We start from the raw sequence: 19801 nt of genomic DNA, 5'->3' as shown, positions 1-19801 counted from the left end.
GCCACCACCGCAGTCATGCAGCCGGAGCCGCGCGAAGGTTTGGAGACTGCGCTGCACATATTGCCGAACATGGCCGCCAACGTGCTCGCGATCTACGAGCCGGCACATGGCAGTTTGACCGGCGTGGCTGCGCTGACCAACTTCGCCAACCCAATGCAGTTCATTTGCAGCGCGATTCAGGCCGGCAGCCGACTCGGCTATCAAGATTCGGCGGAGCTATGTGCGCAGTATCTAGCGCCCGTCATGGACGCGATCAAGTTCAACTATTTCCCGTCCGGAGTCAACCTGTTCAGCACCGCTGACACGTTGCCCAAGAACATCGCGTACTCCGAGCCGCGCTTGCAGCCGCCGCCCGGCTTCAAAGACACCACCGTCCCCGGGATTTACTCGCCGGATACACCGTGGTCTCACCGCAACTCCGAACCTGGATGGGTTGTCGCGCCCGGTATGCAGGGCATACAGGTCCAGCCGGCGACGGCGAGCCTGCTGACGCCGGCATCCTTGGCCGAGTTGATGGGCGGGCCCGATATCGCGCCGCCACCACCCGCGCAGAACATGGCCGGCCCGCCGAATGCCTACGATGAGAACCACCCGCTGCCACCGCCGTGGTACCCGCAACCGTTGCCCTCGCCGACGGCACCGCCACGACCGGGCTCGTGAGGCGCGCGATGGCGCTACGGAGCGTACGCCATAAGGCTTGGCAGGCATTGGCGTTGGTGATGGCCACGGTAGTGCTGACATCCTGCGGACACTGGCGGGGTATCGCCAATGTGCCGTTGCCCGGCGGGCCGGGTAGTGGCAAAGGCTCCTACACCATTTACGTACAGATGCCGAATTCGTTGGCGCTCAACGGTAATAGTCGGGTGCTGGTGGCCGACGTGTTCGTCGGGACCGTTCGCGCGATCAACCTGAAGAACTGGGTCGCCACCCTGACCGTGGATCTGGAGAAGGGTGTCAGGCTCCCGAAGAATGCCACCGCCAAGATCGGCCAGACCAGCCTGTTGGGTTCTCAGCACATGGAACTGGCTGCACCGCTGAACCCGTCACCGCAGCCGCTGAAAAACGGTGACACCATCCCGCTGACCAATGCGTCGGCGTACCCCTCCACCGAGCAGACGCTAGCCAGCCTGGCCATGGTGCTGCGCGGCGGCGGCGTCCCGAATCTCGAGGTGATCCAAAACGAGGTCTATAAGATTCTGGCCGGGCGTGCCCAACAGATCCGAGATTTTCTCGGCAAGCTGGACACCTTCGCCCGCCAGCTGAACCAGCAGCGCGACGACATCGGCCACGCCATCGACTCCACCGACCGGCTGCTGTCCTACGTCAGTAACCGCACGGACACACTGGACCAGGTTCTGACCGAATTCCCGCCGTTGGTCGAGCATTTCGCCAAACAGCGCGACCTGTTTGCCAACACCGTCGACACGGTGGGGCGGATCAGTAATGTCGTCGACCAGACGTTGTCGACCGCGCAGGGCGATCTGCATCAGGATCTGAGTCAGCTACAGCGGCCGCTCAAGCAACTCGGCCGCGCCGCACCGTATTTGATTGAGGCGCTGACCTTCCTGCTGTCGCCGCCGTTCAGCATCGACAGCGTGCCCAAGATCGTACGCGGTGACTACATCAACGTCTCCGGAGCGCTGGACCTCACACTCAGCACGATCGACAACGCGATCTTCACCGGCACAGGGTTTTCCGGAGCCTTGCGCGCCCTCGAACAGTCGTGGGGCCGCGACCCCGCGACGATGATCCCCGACATCCGGTTCACACCGAACCCGGCCGACGCGCCCGTGGAGCGGGGCCAGTAACCGATGCTGACCCGATTCATCCGCATTCAGTTGATCGTGTTCGCTGCGCTGACGGTAACCGCGCTGGTCGCCTTGGGCTGGTATTACTTGCGCATCCCGAGCCAGCTGGGTGTCGGCCAGTATCGGTTGACCGCGGAGCTGCCGGCGTCGGGCGGGTTGTATCGCACGTCGAACGTGACCTACCGAGGGATCCAGATAGGCAGGGTCACCAAGGTCGAGCCGACCAAACACGGTGTCCGGGCGACACTTAGCATTGACAGCCGCTACAAGATCCCGATCGATGCATCGGCCAATGTGCATTCGGTGTCGGCGATCGGTGAGCAATATCTGGACCTGGTGTCGACGGGAAATCCAGGCAAGTTTCTCGCGCCCGAACAGACCATCACCAAGGGCACGGTGCCCAGCGAAATAGGTCCCGCGCTGGACGCCGCCAACCGCGGCTTGTCGGTGCTACCCAAGCGCAAGATCGCGTCGCTGCTTGACGAAACGGCGCAGGCCGTCGGCGGATTAGGACCGGCGCTGCAACGGCTGGTCGATTCGACGCAGTCGATCGTCGGTGATTTCCAGGCCAACATCTCCGACGTCAACGACATCATCGCGAACTCCGCACCGATCATCGACAGTCAGGCCGAGTCGGGTGATGCAATCGAGCGGTGGTCGCACAACCTCGACGTGCTCACCACCCAGATCGCAGAAAACGACCAACATGTGCAGAGCATCTTGACGAAGGCGGCGCCGACCGCCGATCAGGTCAACGAGGTGTTCAGCGACGTACGCGAATCGCTGCCGCAGACGTTGGCGAACCTGGAGATCGTTGCCGACATGCTCAAGCGTTACAACAAAGGCCTCGAGCAGCTGCTGGTGTTCCTGCCGGAGGTCGCCGCGGTCGGGCAGACGTTGGTCGCGTCCGCTCCCGGCTCGGTGTTGATGGGTCTCAACCTGTCGATCAATAATCCGCCGCCGTGCATGACCGGGTTCCTGCCCGCGTCGCAGTGGCGGTCGCCCGCGGACACCAGCATGGCGCCGTTGCCGTCCGGAACGTATTGCAAGATCCCGCAAGATACTCCGGCCAACGTGGTGCGCGGTGCCCGCAACTATCCGTGTGTCGACGTCCCGGGCAAGCGTAGGGCGACGCCACGTGAGTGCCGCGACAACAAGCCGTATGTTCCGCTGGGCACCAACCCGTGGTACGGCGATCCCAATCAGCTGCGGAACTGCCCGGCCCCCGGTGCTCGCTGCGATCAACCCGTCGATCCGGGCAAGGTGATACCGGCGCCCTCGATCAACAACGGGCTCAACCCGCTACCGGCTGATCGGTTGCCCGCACCACCCCCGCCGGTCAATGATCCGCTGCAGCGGCCCGGATCGGGCACCGTGCAATGCAACGGGCAACAGCCCAATCCGTGTATCTACACGCCGGCGAGCTCGACAGCGATCTACGTACCGTCCAGTGGCGACATCGTGGGTCCTGATGGCAGCAAGTACAGCCTCGAAGACTCGAACCACGTTGGGGACGACGGATGGAAGGATATGTTGGCCCCCGCCGGCTGACGCCCAGCCCGCGACGTGGCGCACTAACCTCGGGCAAGTGACAACCGAACGGGTGCGCGTCGACCTGAGCGGGGCGCCGCAGACGATGCTGGCGACGCTGTACGCGAAGGCGCTGGACGCCGACTTCAAGCAGCCGATTCTGGGTGATCGGTTCGCCAAGCAGATCGTTGAACGCATCGACTATGACTGGAAGCAGACCACGATCACGCCGCGCCGAGTGCCATCGGTGACTACCCGGACCGCACACTTCGACGCGTGGACCAACCAATTCCTGGCCGCTCATCCGCGAGCCGTCGTGTTGCACGTGGGCTGCGGTCTGGACAGTCGGTTCTTCCGGCTGCAGCCGGGTCCGGGTGTCGAGTGGTACGACGTCGACTACCCCGAAGTCGCCGCGCTTCGCACCCAGCTCTACCCGGTCGCGGAGCACTATCACGTCGTCGCCGCCTCGGTCACCGATCCGGGCTGGCTGACCGACATTCCTGCCGACCGGCCGGCGCTGATGCTCGGCGAAGGACTGACCATGTACCTGACCGAACAAGACGGCACCGCTCTGCTACGCAGGGTGGTAGGGCATTTCGGTTCGGGTGAACTGCAGTTCGACGCGTTCAACTGGCTCGGGATCAAGGCGCAGGTGCTTAACACGGTGGTGCGCCGTTCGGGATCCACCCTGCGCTGGGCGATCAACGGGCCAGACGACATCGTCGCGGCGGTGCCCGGGGTCCGGCTGGTGGCCTGGCAGCGCTGGTTCGAGTCGGACACGTTCGCAAAGTTGCCGCGCTCCGCCAAGCTGATGGGCAAGGCGATGGCGCTGGTTTCCTCCGTGGCCAACATGTCCCAATATCACCGCTACGCATTCGGAACGACGTCAATTCATCTACCGCGGGAATACCGCGGGGAATCTTGAGCGCCACACGGTGTTGAACCAGCTATTCACACGTGAGGAGATCACCATGACCAGTCGGCCTGTCTTGGAACCCACCACCGAGCATCCGATCACGATCCACCCGACCCAGGCGCGGGTTGTCGTTCGGGTCAATAGCGAGGTTGTCGCCGACACCCACAACGCACTGCAGCTGCAAGAGTCCACTTACCCTGCAGTGCAATACATTCCGTTTGAAGATGTCGTCCAAGGGCTGCTTACCCGCACCGACACCAGCACGTATTGCCCGTACAAGGGTGAAGCCGGCTACTACAGTGTGACCACCGCCGCGGGTGACACCATCGACGATGTGATCTGGACCTATGAGCAGCCCTACCCCGCGGTGGCGGCAATCGCCGGGCACGTCGCCTTCTATCCCGACAAAGCCGAAATCAGCGTCGAGCCGGGCTAAGAACTCGCCGGGCCGAACACCTGCGCAGCGAGTTGGGTGTCGCCATATTCGCGCAACGACACGATAAGCCCGTCGCGGGTCTCGAAGATGAAGACCGACGGGCTGTCGTAGTGCACGCCGTCGACGGTCTCGCCGTCGGTCAGCACCTCGATCACTACGCTTTCGCCATCGTTGAAGCATTGGATGAAGTCGAGGTTCATTTCGGCACGGCTCTTGCGGCGCTCGACCTCCTGGCGCAGCCCCGCCTTGTCGACGGATTCGCGGTTCTGAATGCTCCAGTACGTGAAGTCGTCACTCAGCAGCCCGAAGCATTCGTCGACGTTCCCGCCATCGGACAGGCACTGTAAAAACATCCACGCCAGTTCGGACTGCGGGTCGTCGAACGGGGTGGTCACCTCGCCATCCTGACGCGCAAGACCGTACCGGTCAATCACGGTCGGGCGCGAAGGCGGGAGCCGAACCTACGATTATCGGGATGCGGCGTCCGACGGGGAGCAGATGGTGAGTAGGGCTCGCACCGTACCGTTCGCGGGCGTCGTCAGCCCCGGGCTGACTCTTCTGCCGCTCCGCCGAGGTCCTCGTGATCCCTGCTTTCAGGTTGGTGATGACGGCGCTATCTGGCGTACCAGCGTGTTGGGCAGCGGATCTGTCACAGCCCGGATCAGCCGGGCCGCGCCCGATGCCGTCGAATGCACGGCATGGGGAAGCGGCGCCGAGGAATTCCTCGACGCCCTCCCGGCCATGCTCGGCGCACAAGACGATCCATCAGACTTCGTCCCGGCCGACCCGATCGTCGCCGCCGCGCACCAGCGGGTGCCGCATCTGCGGCTGGGGCGTACCGGACAGGTATTGGAAGCCCTCATCCCGGCGGTCATCGAGCAGCGGGTGCCAGGCGCCGACGCATTCCGGGCTTGGCGACTGCTTGTCACCAAATTCGGCACGCCGGCACCGGGACCCGCGCCGGCGCGGATGCGGGTGCCGCCGTCAGCCGACGTGTGGCGGCAGATCCCGTCGTGGGAATTCCACCGTGCCAACGTCGATCCCGGACGGGCGCGGACCATCGTCAGCTGTGCGCAGCGGGCGCCGTCGTTGGAACGGCTGGCGTCATGGCCGGCCGCAAAGGCCCGAGACGCGCTGACCTCGCTCCCCGGCGTCGGAGTGTGGACGGCCGCCGAGACAGCCCAACGTGCATTCGGCGATCCCGACGCATTGTCGGTGGGCGACTATCACATTCCCAAGATGATCGGCTGGACGCTGCTGGGACGTCCGAGCGACGACGCCGGCATGATCGAGCTGCTCGAGCCCATGCGACCGCACCGCCACCGAGTGGTCCGGCTGCTGGAAGCCAGCGGATTGGCCTACGAGCCACGGCGCGGCGCGCGACTGCCCGTCCAGGACATCCGCGCGCTGTGACACGTCAGGGGCCGGTAGCGGCGGCGTGTAGGCGTTCGACTTCGGCGGTTTCCCGGTTCAGGCGCTGCGAACGGTAGATCGACACCTTGGTGTGGTGCATCAGCAATGAGGCGATCCCGACCGCAATGATCGCGCCGGGCACCACCGAGAACGACCCGGTCATCTCGGCCACCATGATCAAGATGGCCAGCGGTGCGTGCGCGACGCTGCCGAAACACGCCATCATCCCGACCACCACGAAGATGCCCGGGCTGGCAGGCACACCCGGAAGATGGAATATGTCGCCCAACCGCCAGATCGCCGCGCCGACGAACGCCCCGATCACGATCCCGGGTCCGAAGATCCCACCGGATCCGCCGGTGCCGATCGACAGTGACGTCGCGACGATTTTGGCGATCGGCAGGACAAGGACGATCCATAACGGAATCGTCAGCAGTCCGGCCTTGGTGGTGGCGAGCTGTACCCAGCCGTAGCCGCTGGCCAGGATCTGGGGAATCGCCAAACCCAACATGCCGACCAGCAGGCCGCCGATGGTGGGCCAGAGCACCGGGCCGCCCCGGAGTCGTGTCGTCAGTGCTTCGGTGGCGTAGAAGATGCGCGCGTAGAGATAACCCACGGTTGCCGCGACGACGCCCAAAACGACGAACCACAGCAGCGGCCAGGCGCTCTCGAAGCGGTATTCGGCGTCGATATAGCCGAACATCGGGTCGAAGCCCAGGAACGAGCCGAAAACGGCAAAAGCCGTTGCCGAGGTGACAAAACCGGGGTAGAGCACGCGGTATTCGAGGTCTTCGCGGTAGATGATCGATGCCGCCAGGACCGCGCCGCCCAGGGGCGCGCCGAAGATGGCGCCGATGCCCGCGCCCACCCCCAGCGACACCAGGATTCGGCCGTCTTCGTCGGAGAGGTGCAGTCGGCGCGCCAGCATTGACGAGAAGCCGGCTGAGATCTGGGCCGCGGGCCCTTCACGGCCGGCTGAGCCGCCCGAGCCGATGGTGAGGGCGCTCGAGATCATCTTGACGACGACGACCCGGGCCCGGATGTGTCGCGGATCGGTGTGGATCGCCTCGATCGCGCTGTCGGTGCCGTGGCCGCTAGCCTCGGGAGCAAACCTGGCCACGATCAACGCCGATACCAGCGCACCAACCGTCGTCACCAGCGGCAGCGCCCACGGCCTCTGGTAATGGGGAGAACCCGGACTGCCGCCTTCGACAAGCGGGGTAGGCAAGTGGTAACCGGCCACATAGCCCAGCAAAAAATGAGTGGTGTAGCGCAACATCAGGTAGAAGATCACGGCGCCGAGGCCGGCGACCACGCCGATGATGATGCCCAGCAAGAGCCATTTGTAGAGATATTCGAGATTTCTGATGAAGCGGCCCAATCGACCGCCGCGGTCGGTACCGGTGTCGTCTAGCTGGAGCATCGCCAGTGAGGTTAGCAGCGGCCCGCGGGGGGAATAATCGGACCGCGGTCCGGTTATGTCCGGTAGGCACGTTTGATGGAGGTAAAGATGCCCGCCATAACCGCAGACACGTTGACCCTGGCGCGGGTGTCGGCAGCTGATCCCGCCGACACGGAACGCCCGGTCCGCTCGATCACCACCGGTCCGCACGGCTACGAGGGTGAAGGATTTCCGGTGGTCCGCGCGTTCGCCGGCGTGAGCACCGCCGCACTGGACCCGTTCGTACACATGGACCAGATGGGCGAGGTGGAGTATCAGCCCGGCGAACCCAGAGGGACCGACTGGCACCCGCATCGCGGGTTCGAAACGGTCACCTACATGATCGACGGGCGGTTCGCCCACCAGGACTCGCACGGCGGCGGCGGGCTGATCACCGACGGCGCCACCCAGTGGATGACCGCCGGTGCCGGCATCCTGCACATCGAAACGCCGCCGGCTGACCTGGTCGAAAGTGGCGGCGTGTTCCACGTCATCCAGCTATGGGTGAACCTGCCGAAGAAGGACAAGTTCGCCGCACCTCGTTATCAGGCCATCGCGGGCCCCGACGTCGGCTTGCTTTCCTCCGAGGACGGCGGCGCGCTAATCCGCGTCATCGCAGGGGATATCGACGGTCACCGCGGGCCCGGCGTCACGCACACGCCCATCACGATGGCACATGCCACCGTGGAACCTGGTGCGCGACTGAATATTCCGTGGAACCGCGACCACAACGCACTGGTTTACGTACTTTCCGGGCGGGGATTCGTCGGCCCGATCGGGCACCCGATCGAGCAGGGCCAGTTAGCAGTTCTTGGTCCAGGCGACCGCATCACGGTCGCCGCCGCGCCCGCACAGGAGTCGCGCAGACCCGCGTTGGAGGTGCTGATCCTGGGCGGCCAGCCAATCCGGGAGCCGGTCTTCCATTACGGCCCGTTCGTGATGAACACCAAGGCGGAGCTGGTCCAAGCGCTCGAGGATTTCCAGGCCGGAAAGTTCGGCAGCATTCCGCCCGACGGGTTGATGCCGCACACTCCCGCGCGGCCACCGGCCAGCTAACAACTGCCTTCGGCTAAGCGCGGCGGTTAAAAGTGTGATCTATGGCACAATTTATCCGTGGTGCAGCCCGCGAGTCGAGGACCGGGTCGCCCCCCTGCAGCTAAGGCGGCGGAGACACGGAAGCGCATTTTGCGTGCTGCTCGCCAAGTGTTCAGCGAACGCGGTTACGACGCGGCCACCTTTCAGGCGATCGCGATCCGCGCCGACCTGACCCGGCCGGCGATCAACCACTACTTCTCCGACAAGCGCGCGCTCTACCGCGAAGTGGCGAAGGAAACCAACGACATGGTCGTCGCGGCCAGTATCCAGCGGGCACGGGGCGCGACGACATTGGTAGGTCGGGTGTCCGCGTTCATCGACGCCGCGACTCAGGCCGACATCGAAAACCGAACAGCGGCAGCGTTTCTGATCACCGTGGCGTTGGAGTCGCAGCGGCACCCCGACCTGAGCCATGAGGAGGCCGACTCGGTTCGCGCCACCCGCGAGTTTCTGTCGTGGGCGATCGACGACGCGATCAAATGTGGCGAGCTGGCCGCGGATACCGACGCGGCCGCGCTCACCGAGACGCTGATCGCTGTCTTGCTCGGAATCGGCTTCTACGCCGGGTTCGTCGCCAAGCACGAACTCGAAACAGTAACCAGTCAGTTGCACCAACTGTTGGTCGACAGCCTTGCCCGGCGCCCCAATAAGAGCAGTGATGTAGCGCACAGAACCATATAGCTTGCCTAACTTATTCGCTAACATGGTTTGCGCTATGACTGAACTGTTTGACGTGAGCTCAGCGCGCACCGCTGGGGACATCTGGGACATCACCGAAAGCGTCGGCGCCACCGCATTGAGCGTCGCCGCGGCGCGCGCGGTGGAGACGGCAACCGCCGACCCGCTGATTCGCGACGAGTTCGCCTATTTGTTGGTGTCGTCGGCCGGGCAGCCGTGGGCGCGGCTGGCCAGCCCGGGTCTCGAGTGGATCGGCGACGATGAGCACGGGCGACGAGCCCATCGGTTGGCCTGTGACTACCAAGCGGTACGTACGCACTTCTTCGATAACTACTTCGCCGACGCCACTGGCACTGCCGCCGGAATCCGGCAGGTCGTGATTCTGGCCGCGGGGCTGGACTCGCGGGCCTACCGACTGGATTGGCCGGCCGGTACCACGGTTTACGAGATTGACCAGCCTCAGGTGGTGAAGTACAAGACGGCCACTTTGGAGTCGGCGGGTGCCGCCCCCAGGGCCACCCGGCGGACCGTGCCGGTGGACCTACGTGACGACTGGCCCGCGGCGCTATCGGCCACGGGCTTCGATCGAAATCAACCGACCGCATGGCTGGCCGAGGGACTGCTGCCCTATCTGCCGGCCGAGGCTCAGGACCGGCTGTTCGAGATGCTTACCGAGCTGAGCGCGCCAGGCAGCGAGGTGGCCGTGGAGGCGTTCAGCCTTGGTTCGGCCGACCCCGAACGACGCCGGGCGGCGCGACGTGTCCGCTTTGACCGGATGCGCGAGCGCCTCGGTCTCGACATCAACGTCGAGACCCTGACCTACCAGGAAAGCGACCGCGCTGATGCCGCCGACTGGCTCACTGCGCATGGGTGGCAGGTGCGCGGCGTGAGCAACGTCGATGAAATGGCCCGGCTCGGTCGGCCGATACCCGCGGACCTGGCCGAAGAGACCTTCACCACCAGGCTGCTGCGCGCTCGGCTCGCGGCAGCTGACTGATCACCAGACGCATTCTGCAGGAGGCGAGATCACGATGAGTACCTTGCGCACCCACGACGACACCTGGGACATCGCTACCAGCGTCGGCACCACGGCGGTGATGGTCGCCGCCGCCCGAGCCGTCGAAACCGATCGCCCCGATCCACTGATCCGCGACCCCTACGCGAAGCTGTTGGTCAGCGAGGCCGGCACCGGCGTGTGGGAAAGCATGCTGGACGACTCCCTGGTCGCCAAGGTGGAGTCGTTCGACCCGGAGGCGGCCGCGGTGTTCCAACACATGCGCAGCTACCAGGCCGTGCGGACGCACTTCTTCGACGCCCACTTCGCAGGCGCGGTAGCCGCCGGCATCCGCCAGGTGGTGATCCTGGCGTCCGGGCTGGACTCGCGGGCCTACCGGCTGGACTGGCCGGCCGGCACCACGGTGTACGAAATCGACCAGCCCAAGGTGCTGGCCTACAAGTCGGCCACGCTGGCGGCGCACGGAGCGACGCCGTCGGCCGACCGCCACGAAGTGCCGATCGACCTGCGTCAGGATTGGCCGGCCGCACTCGTTGCTGAGGGCTTCGACCCAGGAGCGCCGACGGCCTGGCTGGCCGAAGGGCTGCTGATGTATCTGCCCGCCGACGCTCAGGACCGGCTGTTCGCGCAGATCACCGAGTTGAGCGCGCCGGGCAGCCGGATCGCGGTGGAAACCGCAGCCAGTCACGCCGACGAGCGACGGCAAGAAATGCGCGATCGGTTCCAGCGGGTGGCCGATGAACTCGGCATCGAGCAGTCCGTCGACATTCAGGACCTGATCTACCACGACGAGGATCGCGCGGTCGTTGTCGACTGGCTCAACGATCACGGTTGGCAGGCCACCGCGCAGAACTCTGGCGACGAGATGCGCCGGCTGGACCGTTGGGTGGACGGCGTGCCGATGGGCGACGACCGGGACGCATTCGCGCAATTCGTGACCGCGGAACGCGCGTGAGCGCACGGGCAAGCAGCAGCCGTAGCGACGGCGACACCTGGGACATCGCGACCAGCGTCGGGGCGACCGCGGTCATGGTTGCTTCGGCCAGGGCGGCCGAGACGGCCAGCGAACAGCCGTTGATCCGCGACGAGTTCGCGCAGATGCTGATCGACGGGCCGGAGCTCGCCGAGTTGGTCGCCAAGATGTCGACGACGTACACGGCCGATCCCGAGTTGGCGGCGGTCCGCGCCCACATGGTCAACTACCAGGCCGCGCGTACTCATTTCTTTGACGCCTACTTCCGCGATGCGGCCGCGGCCGGCATCCGCCAGCACGTCATCCTGGCCGCCGGGCTGGACTCACGGGCCTATCGGCTGGACTGGCCGGCGGGGACCAGCGTGTACGAAGTGGACCAGCCAAAAGTACTGGAGTACAAAGCCGCAACTTTGGCGGCCAATGGCGTCCAGCCGGTGGTCGACCGTCACGAGGTAGCCGCCGACCTGCGGTTTGACTGGCCGGAAGCGTTGCGCGGCAAAGGTTTCGATCCCGCGCAGCGCACCGCGTGGCTGGCCGAAGGCCTGCTGATGTTCCTGCCGGGGGAGGCCGAGAACCGGATGTTCACCGACATCGACGCGCTGAGCGCCCCGGGTAGCCGAGTTTGCATCGAGGATTTCACCTTTGACGAGGCCGCCCGGGAGGCATACGAGAAGCGCCGCGCCAAGACCGACGAACTGCGCCAGCGGCTCGGCGACGAGAACGTCTTCGACCCTGGCGACCTGTGGTACACCGAGGACGAGCGCTGCGATCCGGCAGACTGGTTCGACGCGCACTCCTGGCACGTCGAATCCTTGACCGGCCGCGACTACCTAACCAAAGTCGGTCGTCCGCTGCCGGAGGAACCCACCGTTGCGGCGACATTCCGGGCTTTCTTCATCTCTGCCGAAAAGCCATAGCCGTCGGCACGCAGCCTGTTGCCCAACCGGGTGGCTGATTAGGATTGGGTTCCCCGGTCGAGGAAGGGATGCCCAGTGACCATCAAGACTACTGAAACCACCGCAAAAACCGCGGATGCCACCGCCGCTGCTGCCACGCCTGGATCCGACATCCCGAAAATTGTCGCTGGGCTACGGCAGACGTTTGCCACCGGCAAAACCCGCAGCGTCGAGTGGCGACGAGCCCAGCTCCACGCGCTGGAAAAGATGATGGTTGATAAAGAGCCGGCCATTGCGTCCGCGCTGGAAAAGGACCTGGATCGCATACCGTTCGAGGCGTGGCTGGCCGACGCCGCGACCACCGCCGGCGAGGCCCGGTATGCCGCCAAACATGTCAAGAAATGGATGCGCCGCAAGTACCGCCTGCTCGAGCTCGCGCAGCTGCCGGGTCGTGGCTGGGTGGAGTACGAGCCCTATGGCACGGTGTTGATCATCGGCGCGTGGAACTACCCGTTCTATCTGACGCTGGGCCCGGCAGTGGGAGCGATCGCGGCTGGAAACACGGTGTTGCTCAAGCCATCTGAGATCGCTCCGGCATCGGCGGCGTTGATGGCCGAGCTGGTGCCGCGCTACCTGGACAGCGATGCGGTCGCAGTCGTCGAAGGCGACGGCGCGGTGAGCCAAGAGCTGATCGCGCAGGGCTTCGACCGGGTGTTCTTCACCGGCGGCACCGAGATCGGCCGCAAGGTTTACGAGGGCGCGGCACCGCACCTGACGCCGGTCACCCTCGAGCTCGGCGGTAAAAGCCCCGTCATCGTGGCGGCGGACGCCGACGTCGACGTGGCGGCCAAGCGGATCGCCTGGATCAAACTGCTCAACGCCGGTCAGACGTGTGTGGCGCCCGACTACGTGCTGGCCGACGTGAAGATCCGTGACGAACTCGTCCAAAAGATTGAAGAGGCTATCACGACGTTTCGGTCTAAGGAGAAGAGCGGGCTGCGCATCGTTAACCAGCGCCAGTTCGATCGACTCACCGGGTACCTGGCCAGGACGAAGGGCAAGATCGCGTTGGGGGGCAACTCCGACGCATCGGGCCTGCGCCTGGAACCGACCGTCGTCCTCGACCCCGATCCCGACGAGCCGCTGATGAGCAACGAGATCTTCGGCCCCATCCTGCCGGTGATCTCCGTCCAATCCCTCGATGAGGCAATACGTTTCGTTAACTCGCGGCCCAAGCCGCTGTCGGCATACCTGTTCACCAAGACGCGCGCGGTGCGTGAACGGGTGATCAAAGAGGTGCCGGCGGGCGGCATGCTGGTCAACCACCTGGCCTTCCAGGTGTCGACGGCCAAGCTGCCGTTCGGCGGCGTCGGCGCTTCGGGCATGGGCGCCTACCACGGTCGCTGGGGCTTCGACGAGTTCAGCCACCGCAAGTCGGTGTTGACCAAGCCGACCCGACCCGACTTATCCAGCTTCGTCTACCCGCCGTATACAGATAGGGCGTGGAAGTTGGCGCGTCGGCTGTTCTAGCGTCGCCAAAACCAACCCGAACCGGCCTTTGACAAGAGTCGGGCGATGAAGCCCGAGAAAGAGAGGAAGCCCATGCCTGGAGTGCAGGATCGCGTCGTTGTCGTCACCGGAGCGGGCGGCGGCCTGGGCCGCGAATACGCCCTGACTCTCGCCAAGGAGGGCGCCAGCGTCATTGTCAACGACCTCGGCGGCTCCCGCGACGGAACCGGCGCCGGACACAACATGGCCGACCAGGTCGTCGACGAGATCAAGGCCGCCGGCGGCCGCGCTGCCGCCAACTACGACAGCGTCGCCGAGCCCGAAGGCGCGGAGAACATCATCAAGACCGCTCTCGACGAGTTCGGCAAAGTCGACGGTGTGGTGAGCAACGCCGGCATCCTGCGCGACGGCACCTTCCACAAGATGTCGTTCGAGAACTGGGATGCCGTGCTCAAGGTGCATCTCTACGGCGGTTACAACGTGATCCGCGCCGCCTGGCCGCACTTCCGCGAGCAGAGCTTCGGGCGGGTGGTTGTCGCCACCTCCACCAGCGGCCTGTTCGGCAACTTCGGTCAGGCCAACTACGGCGCAGCCAAACTGGGCCTGGTCGGCTTGATCAACACGCTGGCCCAGGAGGGCGCCAAGTACAACATCAAGACCAACGCGGTCGCACCGATCGCCGCGACCCGGATGACCGAAGACATCCTGCCGCCTGAGGTACTCAAGAACCTGACACCGGATTTCGTGGCGCCGGTGGTGGCCTACCTGTGCACCGAAGAGGTGCCTGACACCGATTCGATCTTCATCGTCGGCGGCGGCAAGGTGCAGCGCACCGCGCTGTTCCAGAACGAGGGTGTCACCTTCAAGACAGCGCCGTCGGTCGACGAGATCGCCGCGCACTGGGCCGAGATCGAAAACTTGTCGGCCGCGAAGCAGGCCAACTTCTCGATCCGGTAATCGCGAAGTCATGAAAGCCTGTGTAGTACAGGAGCTTTCAGGGCCGTCCGGATTGGTGTACACGGATGTCGACGATCTCACTGGCAACGACGACACGATCATCGTCGACGTCCGTGCCGCCGGGGTCTGCTTTCCGGACCTGCTGCTGAGCAAGGGTGAATACCAGCTCAAGCTGCCGCCGCCGTTCATTCCCGGCATGGAGGCCGCCGGCGTGGTGCACTGGGCGCCGGAAGAGTCGGAATTCAAAGTGGGGGACCGGGTCTCGGCGTTCGGCGTGCTCGGCGGCTACGCCGAAAAGGTGATTGCGCCGTTGGCCAACGTCACCCGCAGTCCGGCGGAACTCGACGACGCCGAAGCGGTGTCGCTGTTGGTGAACTACAACACCATGTACTTCGCGCTGGCTCGTCGTGCGGCGATGCGCGCGGGAGACAGTGTGCTGGTGCTGGGGTCAGCCGGTGGGGTGGGCACCGCGGCGATCCAGGTGGCCAGGGCGATGGGCGCGGGCAAGATCATCGCGGTGGTGCATCGTGCGGGCGCAATGGAATTCGTCGAGTCGCTGGGCGCCGACGTGGTGCTGCCATTGACCGACGGCTGGGCTCAGGCGGTGCGCGACCATACCGGCGGCCGAGGTGTTGACATCGTCGTCGATCCTGTTGGCGGGCCGGCGTTCGACGATGCCATCCGGGTGTTGGCCATCGACGGCAACCTGTTGGTCATCGGGTTCGCCGCCGGTGCGATCCCGACGGTCAAGGTCAACCGGCTGTTGCTGCGCAATGTCGGAGTGCTGGGCGTCGCCTGGGGTGAGTATTTGCATCAGGTGCCCGGATCGGCGGCGCTGTTCGCCTGGGGTCTGGGCCAGTTGGTGTCGTTGGGTTTGAAACCGCCACCGCCGCAGCGCTATCCGCTTTCGGACGGACGTGCCGCGCTGCAGGCCCTGGCCGACGGAGGCGTGTTCGGCAAGCTCGTGCTGGAGCCCTAGCCGACGAGTTACGGATGAGGCCGGCGCGTTTCTAGAACAGACCCGAGAAGTCGGCGGTTATCTGTGAGGCCGCATCCGTGATGACCTGGTATGCGAATCCGGCTGCCAGGGTGTTAAGCGCTGTGTCCGCCGCGATCGGCAAACCGAGCGCGTCGAGGAGATCACCGCTGGCCAGGTTGGTGGTAAACAACCCGAGCTCGTACGAGGGAGCGCTGGTCAGCAGGGCGTTCGCGATGTCAGCCAGCGGCAGCAGAGTCGAATAAGCCGTCGAGGCCGCACTCGAGATCGCGTTGATCAGGTCGGTGAATGACGCTGCCGGATTCGCGGCGTCGGCCGACAACGCCGACAACAGATCCGTGAAGCTGGTCGCCGACGAGGTCGCCGGAGCCAGCGCCGCCGAGAAGGGGTCTGTGCCGCTCATCAAGTTCTGGAAACCTTGCTGAGTGTCGGTGGCCAGGGTGCTGAGCACTGTCGACAGGCTGACGTCGGGGAACAGCCCGAACGGGGTGGCCACGTTCGCCGGTGAATCAGCGGTCACCGAGTAACCGAGACTGCCGTCGCCGTAGCCCAGGTTGATCAGATATGTCAGGTCGGGCCCCAGCAATTCTTGGAGCTGTGTCGGCAGCAGCGACACCAGCGGCGCAGTGCCGTCGATCATGTAGTAGTTGGTCAGGCTGTCCGCGGTGCCGGCGTCCATTGAGCCCGGCAGCAGGATCGCATTCGCGATCTGCTCGGCCGTGGGACCGCTCCCGGCGACGCCCCCGTTGAGATAGGTGCCGTGGATTTCGGCGATACCTAGGAACGCGTTGAGGTCGGACAGGAAATTGATCGGGTAGCGCGGGAAGTCGGCGAAGCCGTCGTATTCCAACGAATAGATGTTGGTCACGTAGTCATCGGACGGGGTGGCGCCATCGAACGCTATGCCCATACTCGGGAGGTTCAACTGGTCGGGGACGATATGACCCGTCGTCGTCTCGAAGCCGTTGAAGCGCTCGAGCAGTCCGCCGTTGGGATTGCTGGGGTCAGCGATCAGCAGGAATTGCAGCCCGGAGTTTGGCTCCGGCGTGCCGGACGGGTCGAGTAGCCGCATCGCGATGCCGGAGAGCGTTGAACTCTGTGAGTAGCCGAACACCGTTGTTGCGTCGCCGGCTGCCTGGTCGGCGGCGATCGTGCTTTCCAGGATGGCGGCGCCCTGGCCTACCGATGTGCTCCCGGACGGGAGGCCGCCGGCATCCTCGGGGTAGTTGAGGAACAGCGTGTGCACGCCCGTCAGCGGATACAACCCCTCGGGGGTGAAGAGGCCGTTGCCAAAGGGGTTGGCCGTGGTGGCTTGGTAGAAGGTGAGGTCGGGGTAGAGGCCCGTGCCCGGGTTGTTGAGGTACAGGCCGTCCGCGGCCCTCACATAGTCCGGGCCGGGAATGGGTAAGCCGCTGCCGCCCATGACCAACCCGATGTCGTCGGCATGGGCGGACGCGGAGTTCACCATCGCGCTCAGCCCTAAGACACCGGCACCGGCCGTAGCCACAAGTCCTAGTCCCACCCAACGAAGCTTGCGGCCTGACATGTGCGACCTCCCGGAGCTAGGCGGAGTCGTCAGGGCACGTGCTGCCCCAGCGGCGCGGTATTCAACGTATGTTCTACTCCTGTTTCGGCCCAATGTCTAAGAAACCCACAGGTTTTCCTTGACGAAAATTCAGGCGCTTGGTCTCGGCGCGTAAGGGTTGTTGCGGCGATCAGAATGCGGGCGGCCGAAGCCGGCGCACCGTGCACCGAGACGCTTGAGCAGCGTTGAATTCAGCCCAGCAGCGATTCACGCAGCCGGGTCACGTCGGCCTCGGTGATGTCCGCGCTGCGCAGGTACCCGTCGAGCGAGCCGAAGGTTTCATCGATGGTGCGCCGCGCTGTATCCAGGTATTCCTCGCGCACACCGAGGACTTCGTCAGACAGCCGTGCCTCGGTGAACGCCATCAACTCCGGCGTCACTTCGACGTCCGACCGCTCCCGGACCGCTTCCAAGATCCGGTCCCGCAGTTGGGGAACCGCCCGGTTGCTGCCCAGGAAGTCTGCCATGATCGCGTCGCGTTGGACGCCCGCGGCCTCTAACACCAGCGCGACCATGAAGCCGGTGCGGTCCTTGCCGGCGAAACAGTGGGTGAGCACTGACCGTCCGTCGGCCAGCAAGCTGACCACGCGATGCAGTGCCTGCTGCGCGCCGTTGTACGTGGGAAACCGGCTGTACTCGTCGGTCATGTAGCGGGTGGCCGCAACGCTGACCGGTTCGTCGTCGGCCTTATCTTCCAGCAGCCGTCGAAACGCATGCTCGTGGGGCGCGTCGCCGTCCGGGTTGAACTCCTCGGGCCCGAGGTCCGGGATGGGCAGTAGATGAATCTGCACACCGTCGGGCACCAGGCCAGGCCCGTGCCGTTCTACCTCACGGCGTGAGCGCAGATCGGCGACATCGGTGATGCCTAAACGGTTGAGCTCGTCGCGGCCGCCGTCGCCGAGATCGCTGAGCTCGCCGGAACGAAACAGCCGTCCCGGTCGCAGGACGCCGGTGCTATCCGCAACATCGCGAAAGTTCCAGGCCCCCTGCAGATCCCGCACACCAGCGGCCATCTTAGGTGACCGCCGCAGCGAAAGCGCTTTGCTCCCGGCCGATCTCGGCGCGCGCGATGGATCGCATATGCACCTCGTCCGGCCCGTCGAAGATGCGCATCGCGCGGTGCCAGGCGTACAGCCGGGCCAGCGCCGTATCCTCACTGACGCCGGCCGCGCCGTGCACCTGGATCGCGCGGTCGATGACGTCGCAAGCCACCTGTGGTGCTACCGCTTTGATCTGCGACACCAGGAGATGGGCGGCCCTGTTGCCGTGCTGGTCGATGGTCCAGGCAGCCTTCTCGCAAAGGAGCCTGGCTTGATCTATCTCGTTGCGGGACTTAGCAATTGCTTGCTGCACCAGACCTTGATCGGCGAGCGGACGGCCGAATGCAATCCGGTTGCGTGCGCGGTCCACCATCAGGGCCAGCGCCCGTTCGGCTCCGCCCAGTGCGCGCATGCAGTGGTGGATACGGCCCGGTCCCAATCGTGCTTGGGCGATCGCGAAGCCGCCGCCTTCCTCGCCGAGCAGGTTGGTGACCGGTACCCGAACGTTGTCGTAGCTGATCTCGCAGTGCCCGGGCTGGTCCTGGTAACCGAAGACCGATGTCGAGCGGATCACCGTCACGCCCGGCGTATCGATCGGCACCAGAACCATTGACTGCTGCTGGTGGCTTGCCGCCTCAGGATTGGTGCGGCCCATCACGATCAGGATCTTGCAACGCGGATCCGCCGCACCCGACGTCCACCATTTGCGGCCGTTGATCACGTAGTCGCCGCCGTCGCGCGCGATCGAGGTTTCGATGTTGCGGGCGTCGCTGCTGGCGACGGCGGGCTCGGTCATCGAAAACCCGCTGCGGATCTCGCCGTTCAGCAACGGCTCGAGCCACTGCTTGCGCTGCTGCTCGGTGGCGAACAGGTGCAGGGTCTCCATGTTGCCGGTGTCCGGTGCCGCACAGTTGATCGCCTCGGGCGCGATTTCCAGACTCCACCCGGTCAGCTCGGCCAGCGGGGCGTAGTCCAGGTTGGTCAAGCCCGATTCGGCCGGCAGGAAAAGGTTCCACAGGCCGGCCGCTTTGGCCTTGGTCTTCAGCTCCTCGATGATCGGCGGAACGGTGTGATCGTGCGGACCGGCCTCGTGCCGATAACGGTCATATTCGGCCTCGGCCGCAAAGACGTGCTCGGCGATGAACTCGGACAGCCGTTTGTGGTAATCGCGGGCTTTGGCCGACATCGCGAAGTCCATGCCCGTCACGATAGGACACTGCGGTGAAGCCCGTGATGGGGGAGGAGCCGGCGGAGGACCATAGCTCCATGACCGAGATCCGTCCGCCGCTTCCGCCCTTCACCCTTGAAACAGCGATCCAGAAAGTGCAGTACGCCGAGGACCTATGGAACACCTGCGACCCCGAGCGGGTCAGCCAGGGCTACACCGTCGACTCAGAGTGGCGTAACCGCGACGAACACGTCGTCGGCCGCGACGCGATCGTGGCTTTCCTGACCCGCAAATGGCAGCGCGAGCACGACTACGTGCTGCGTAAAGGCCTGTGGAGTTTTCAC

19 protein-coding genes and 1 pseudogene are annotated in these 19801 nt (G+C 65.0%); 15 read left to right on the top strand and 5 right to left on the bottom strand.

Annotated elements, in window-relative coordinates:
- The 5 genes and pseudogenes from WAN71_RS27290 to WAN71_RS27270 all read left to right on the top strand — a co-directional run.
- Positions 1-660: pseudogene (locus tag WAN71_RS27290) on the top strand (mammalian cell entry protein); the annotation flags it as partial.
- Positions 661-668: 8 nt separating this feature from the next.
- A complete protein-coding gene (locus WAN71_RS27285; RefSeq protein WP_422228307.1) occupies positions 669-1808 on the top strand; it encodes a virulence factor Mce family protein in 1140 nt (379 codons plus the stop codon).
- Positions 1809-1811: 3 nt separating this feature from the next.
- Positions 1812-3359: a virulence factor Mce family protein gene (locus WAN71_RS27280; RefSeq protein WP_422228306.1), complete on the top strand. Its 1548-nt coding sequence runs from the start codon at positions 1812-1814 to the stop codon at positions 3357-3359.
- Between the two features lie 52 nt (positions 3360-3411).
- A complete protein-coding gene (locus WAN71_RS27275; RefSeq protein WP_422228312.1) occupies positions 3412-4263 on the top strand; it encodes a class I SAM-dependent methyltransferase in 852 nt (283 codons plus the stop codon).
- A 46-nt stretch (positions 4264-4309) separates the two neighbouring features.
- Positions 4310-4690, top strand: a complete 381-nt coding sequence (locus tag WAN71_RS27270) for a DUF427 domain-containing protein (RefSeq protein WP_422228305.1) — start codon at positions 4310-4312, stop codon at positions 4688-4690.
- Here WAN71_RS27270 and WAN71_RS27265 read toward each other — a convergent pair.
- Positions 4687-5043, bottom strand: a complete 357-nt coding sequence (locus WAN71_RS27265; RefSeq protein ID WP_422228311.1) for a nuclear transport factor 2 family protein — start codon at positions 5041-5043, stop codon at positions 4687-4689. The genes WAN71_RS27270 and WAN71_RS27265 overlap by 4 nt on opposite strands.
- A 145-nt stretch (positions 5044-5188) precedes the next feature.
- Between WAN71_RS27265 and WAN71_RS27260 the strand changes: the two genes are divergently transcribed.
- Positions 5189-6103, top strand: coding sequence for a DNA-3-methyladenine glycosylase family protein (locus WAN71_RS27260; RefSeq protein ID WP_422228304.1), 915 nt, complete (start codon positions 5189-5191; stop codon positions 6101-6103).
- Between the two features lie 4 nt (positions 6104-6107).
- Here WAN71_RS27260 and WAN71_RS27255 read toward each other — a convergent pair whose 3' ends face one another.
- Positions 6108-7526 carry a chloride channel protein gene (locus WAN71_RS27255; protein ID WP_422228303.1) on the bottom strand — a complete coding sequence of 473 codons (1419 nt, stop codon included), beginning with the start codon at positions 7524-7526 and terminating at the stop codon, positions 6108-6110.
- An 87-nt stretch (positions 7527-7613) separates the two neighbouring features.
- Between WAN71_RS27255 and WAN71_RS27250 the strand changes: the two genes are divergently transcribed.
- The 8 genes from WAN71_RS27250 to WAN71_RS27215 all read left to right on the top strand — a co-directional run bounded on the left by WAN71_RS27250 (position 7614) and on the right by WAN71_RS27215 (position 15646).
- Positions 7614-8600 (top strand): pirin family protein, encoded by a 987-nt coding sequence (locus tag WAN71_RS27250; RefSeq protein ID WP_422228302.1) that lies wholly within the window; start codon positions 7614-7616, stop codon positions 8598-8600.
- 57 nt (positions 8601-8657) lie between these two features.
- Positions 8658-9320: a TetR/AcrR family transcriptional regulator gene (locus WAN71_RS27245; protein ID WP_422228301.1), complete on the top strand. Its 663-nt coding sequence runs from the start codon at positions 8658-8660 to the stop codon at positions 9318-9320.
- 34 nt (positions 9321-9354) lie between these two features.
- Positions 9355-10314: a class I SAM-dependent methyltransferase gene (locus WAN71_RS27240; RefSeq protein WP_422228300.1), complete on the top strand. Its 960-nt coding sequence runs from the start codon at positions 9355-9357 to the stop codon at positions 10312-10314.
- A gap of 34 nt (positions 10315-10348) precedes the next feature.
- Positions 10349-11287, top strand: coding sequence for a class I SAM-dependent methyltransferase (locus WAN71_RS27235; protein ID WP_422228299.1), 939 nt, complete (start codon positions 10349-10351; stop codon positions 11285-11287).
- A gap of 74 nt (positions 11288-11361) precedes the next feature.
- Positions 11362-12222 (top strand): SAM-dependent methyltransferase, encoded by an 861-nt coding sequence (locus WAN71_RS27230; protein ID WP_422228310.1) that lies wholly within the window; start codon positions 11362-11364, stop codon positions 12220-12222.
- Between the two features lie 81 nt (positions 12223-12303).
- On the top strand, positions 12304-13731 hold the full coding sequence (locus tag WAN71_RS27225; protein ID WP_422228309.1) for an aldehyde dehydrogenase family protein: 1428 nt from the start codon (positions 12304-12306) through the stop codon (positions 13729-13731).
- A 72-nt stretch (positions 13732-13803) separates the two neighbouring features.
- Positions 13804-14667, top strand: a complete 864-nt coding sequence (locus tag WAN71_RS27220; protein WP_422228298.1) for an SDR family oxidoreductase — start codon at positions 13804-13806, stop codon at positions 14665-14667.
- A gap of 10 nt (positions 14668-14677) precedes the next feature.
- Complete coding sequence (locus tag WAN71_RS27215) at positions 14678-15646, top strand: NADPH:quinone oxidoreductase family protein (protein WP_422228297.1); 969 nt, start codon at positions 14678-14680, stop codon at positions 15644-15646.
- Positions 15647-15677: 31 nt separating this feature from the next.
- Here WAN71_RS27215 and WAN71_RS27210 read toward each other — a convergent pair whose 3' ends face one another.
- From WAN71_RS27210 to WAN71_RS27200, 3 genes are all read right to left on the bottom strand, one after another.
- Positions 15678-17186 (bottom strand): PE-PPE domain-containing protein, encoded by a 1509-nt coding sequence (locus tag WAN71_RS27210; RefSeq protein WP_422228296.1) that lies wholly within the window; start codon positions 17184-17186, stop codon positions 15678-15680.
- Between the two features lie 254 nt (positions 17187-17440).
- A complete protein-coding gene (locus WAN71_RS27205) occupies positions 17441-18262 on the bottom strand; it encodes a tyrosine-protein phosphatase (protein ID WP_422228295.1) in 822 nt (273 codons plus the stop codon).
- 1 nt (position 18263) lies between these two features.
- Positions 18264-19475 carry an acyl-CoA dehydrogenase family protein gene (locus tag WAN71_RS27200; RefSeq protein ID WP_422228308.1) on the bottom strand — a complete coding sequence of 404 codons (1212 nt, stop codon included), beginning with the start codon at positions 19473-19475 and terminating at the stop codon, positions 18264-18266.
- An 80-nt stretch (positions 19476-19555) separates the two neighbouring features.
- Here WAN71_RS27200 and WAN71_RS27195 point away from each other — a divergent pair.
- Positions 19556-19801, top strand: a 246-nt coding sequence (locus tag WAN71_RS27195) for a DUF1348 family protein (protein ID WP_422228294.1), incomplete at its 3' end; no start/stop codon positions are given.

Source organism: Mycobacterium sp., from assembly GCF_049280035.1.
In the GTDB taxonomy this organism is placed as follows: Bacteria; Actinomycetota; Actinomycetes; order Mycobacteriales; family Mycobacteriaceae; genus Mycobacterium.
The sequence above is the reverse complement of the archived record's forward strand: the minus strand, read 5'-3'. Positions and strand labels throughout refer to the sequence as shown.

Bases quoted from the DNA above. Each gene is read 5' to 3' on its own strand.
- WAN71_RS27285 (WP_422228307.1), top strand. From the start codon at position 669: ATGGCGCTACGGAGCGTACGCCATAAGGCTTGGCAGGCATTGGCGTTG.
- WAN71_RS27280 (WP_422228306.1), top strand. From the start codon at position 1,812: ATGCTGACCCGATTCATCCGCATTCAGTTGATCGTGTTCGCTGCGCTG.
- WAN71_RS27270 (WP_422228305.1), top strand. From the start codon at position 4,310: ATGACCAGTCGGCCTGTCTTGGAACCCACCACCGAGCATCCGATCACG.
- WAN71_RS27265 (WP_422228311.1), bottom strand. From the start codon at position 5,043: ATGTTTTTACAGTGCCTGTCCGATGGCGGGAACGTCGACGAATGCTTC.
- WAN71_RS27260 (WP_422228304.1), top strand. From the start codon at position 5,189: ATGGTGAGTAGGGCTCGCACCGTACCGTTCGCGGGCGTCGTCAGCCCC.
- WAN71_RS27255 (WP_422228303.1), bottom strand. From the start codon at position 7,526: ATGCTCCAGCTAGACGACACCGGTACCGACCGCGGCGGTCGATTGGGC.
- WAN71_RS27250 (WP_422228302.1), top strand. From the start codon at position 7,614: ATGCCCGCCATAACCGCAGACACGTTGACCCTGGCGCGGGTGTCGGCA.
- WAN71_RS27240 (WP_422228300.1), top strand. From the start codon at position 9,355: ATGACTGAACTGTTTGACGTGAGCTCAGCGCGCACCGCTGGGGACATC.
- WAN71_RS27235 (WP_422228299.1), top strand. From the start codon at position 10,349: ATGAGTACCTTGCGCACCCACGACGACACCTGGGACATCGCTACCAGC.
- WAN71_RS27230 (WP_422228310.1), top strand. From the start codon at position 11,362: ATGGTTGCTTCGGCCAGGGCGGCCGAGACGGCCAGCGAACAGCCGTTG.
- WAN71_RS27220 (WP_422228298.1), top strand. From the start codon at position 13,804: ATGCCTGGAGTGCAGGATCGCGTCGTTGTCGTCACCGGAGCGGGCGGC.
- WAN71_RS27215 (WP_422228297.1), top strand. From the start codon at position 14,678: ATGAAAGCCTGTGTAGTACAGGAGCTTTCAGGGCCGTCCGGATTGGTG.
- WAN71_RS27205 (WP_422228295.1), bottom strand. From the start codon at position 18,262: ATGGCCGCTGGTGTGCGGGATCTGCAGGGGGCCTGGAACTTTCGCGAT.
- WAN71_RS27200 (WP_422228308.1), bottom strand. From the start codon at position 19,475: ATGTCGGCCAAAGCCCGCGATTACCACAAACGGCTGTCCGAGTTCATC.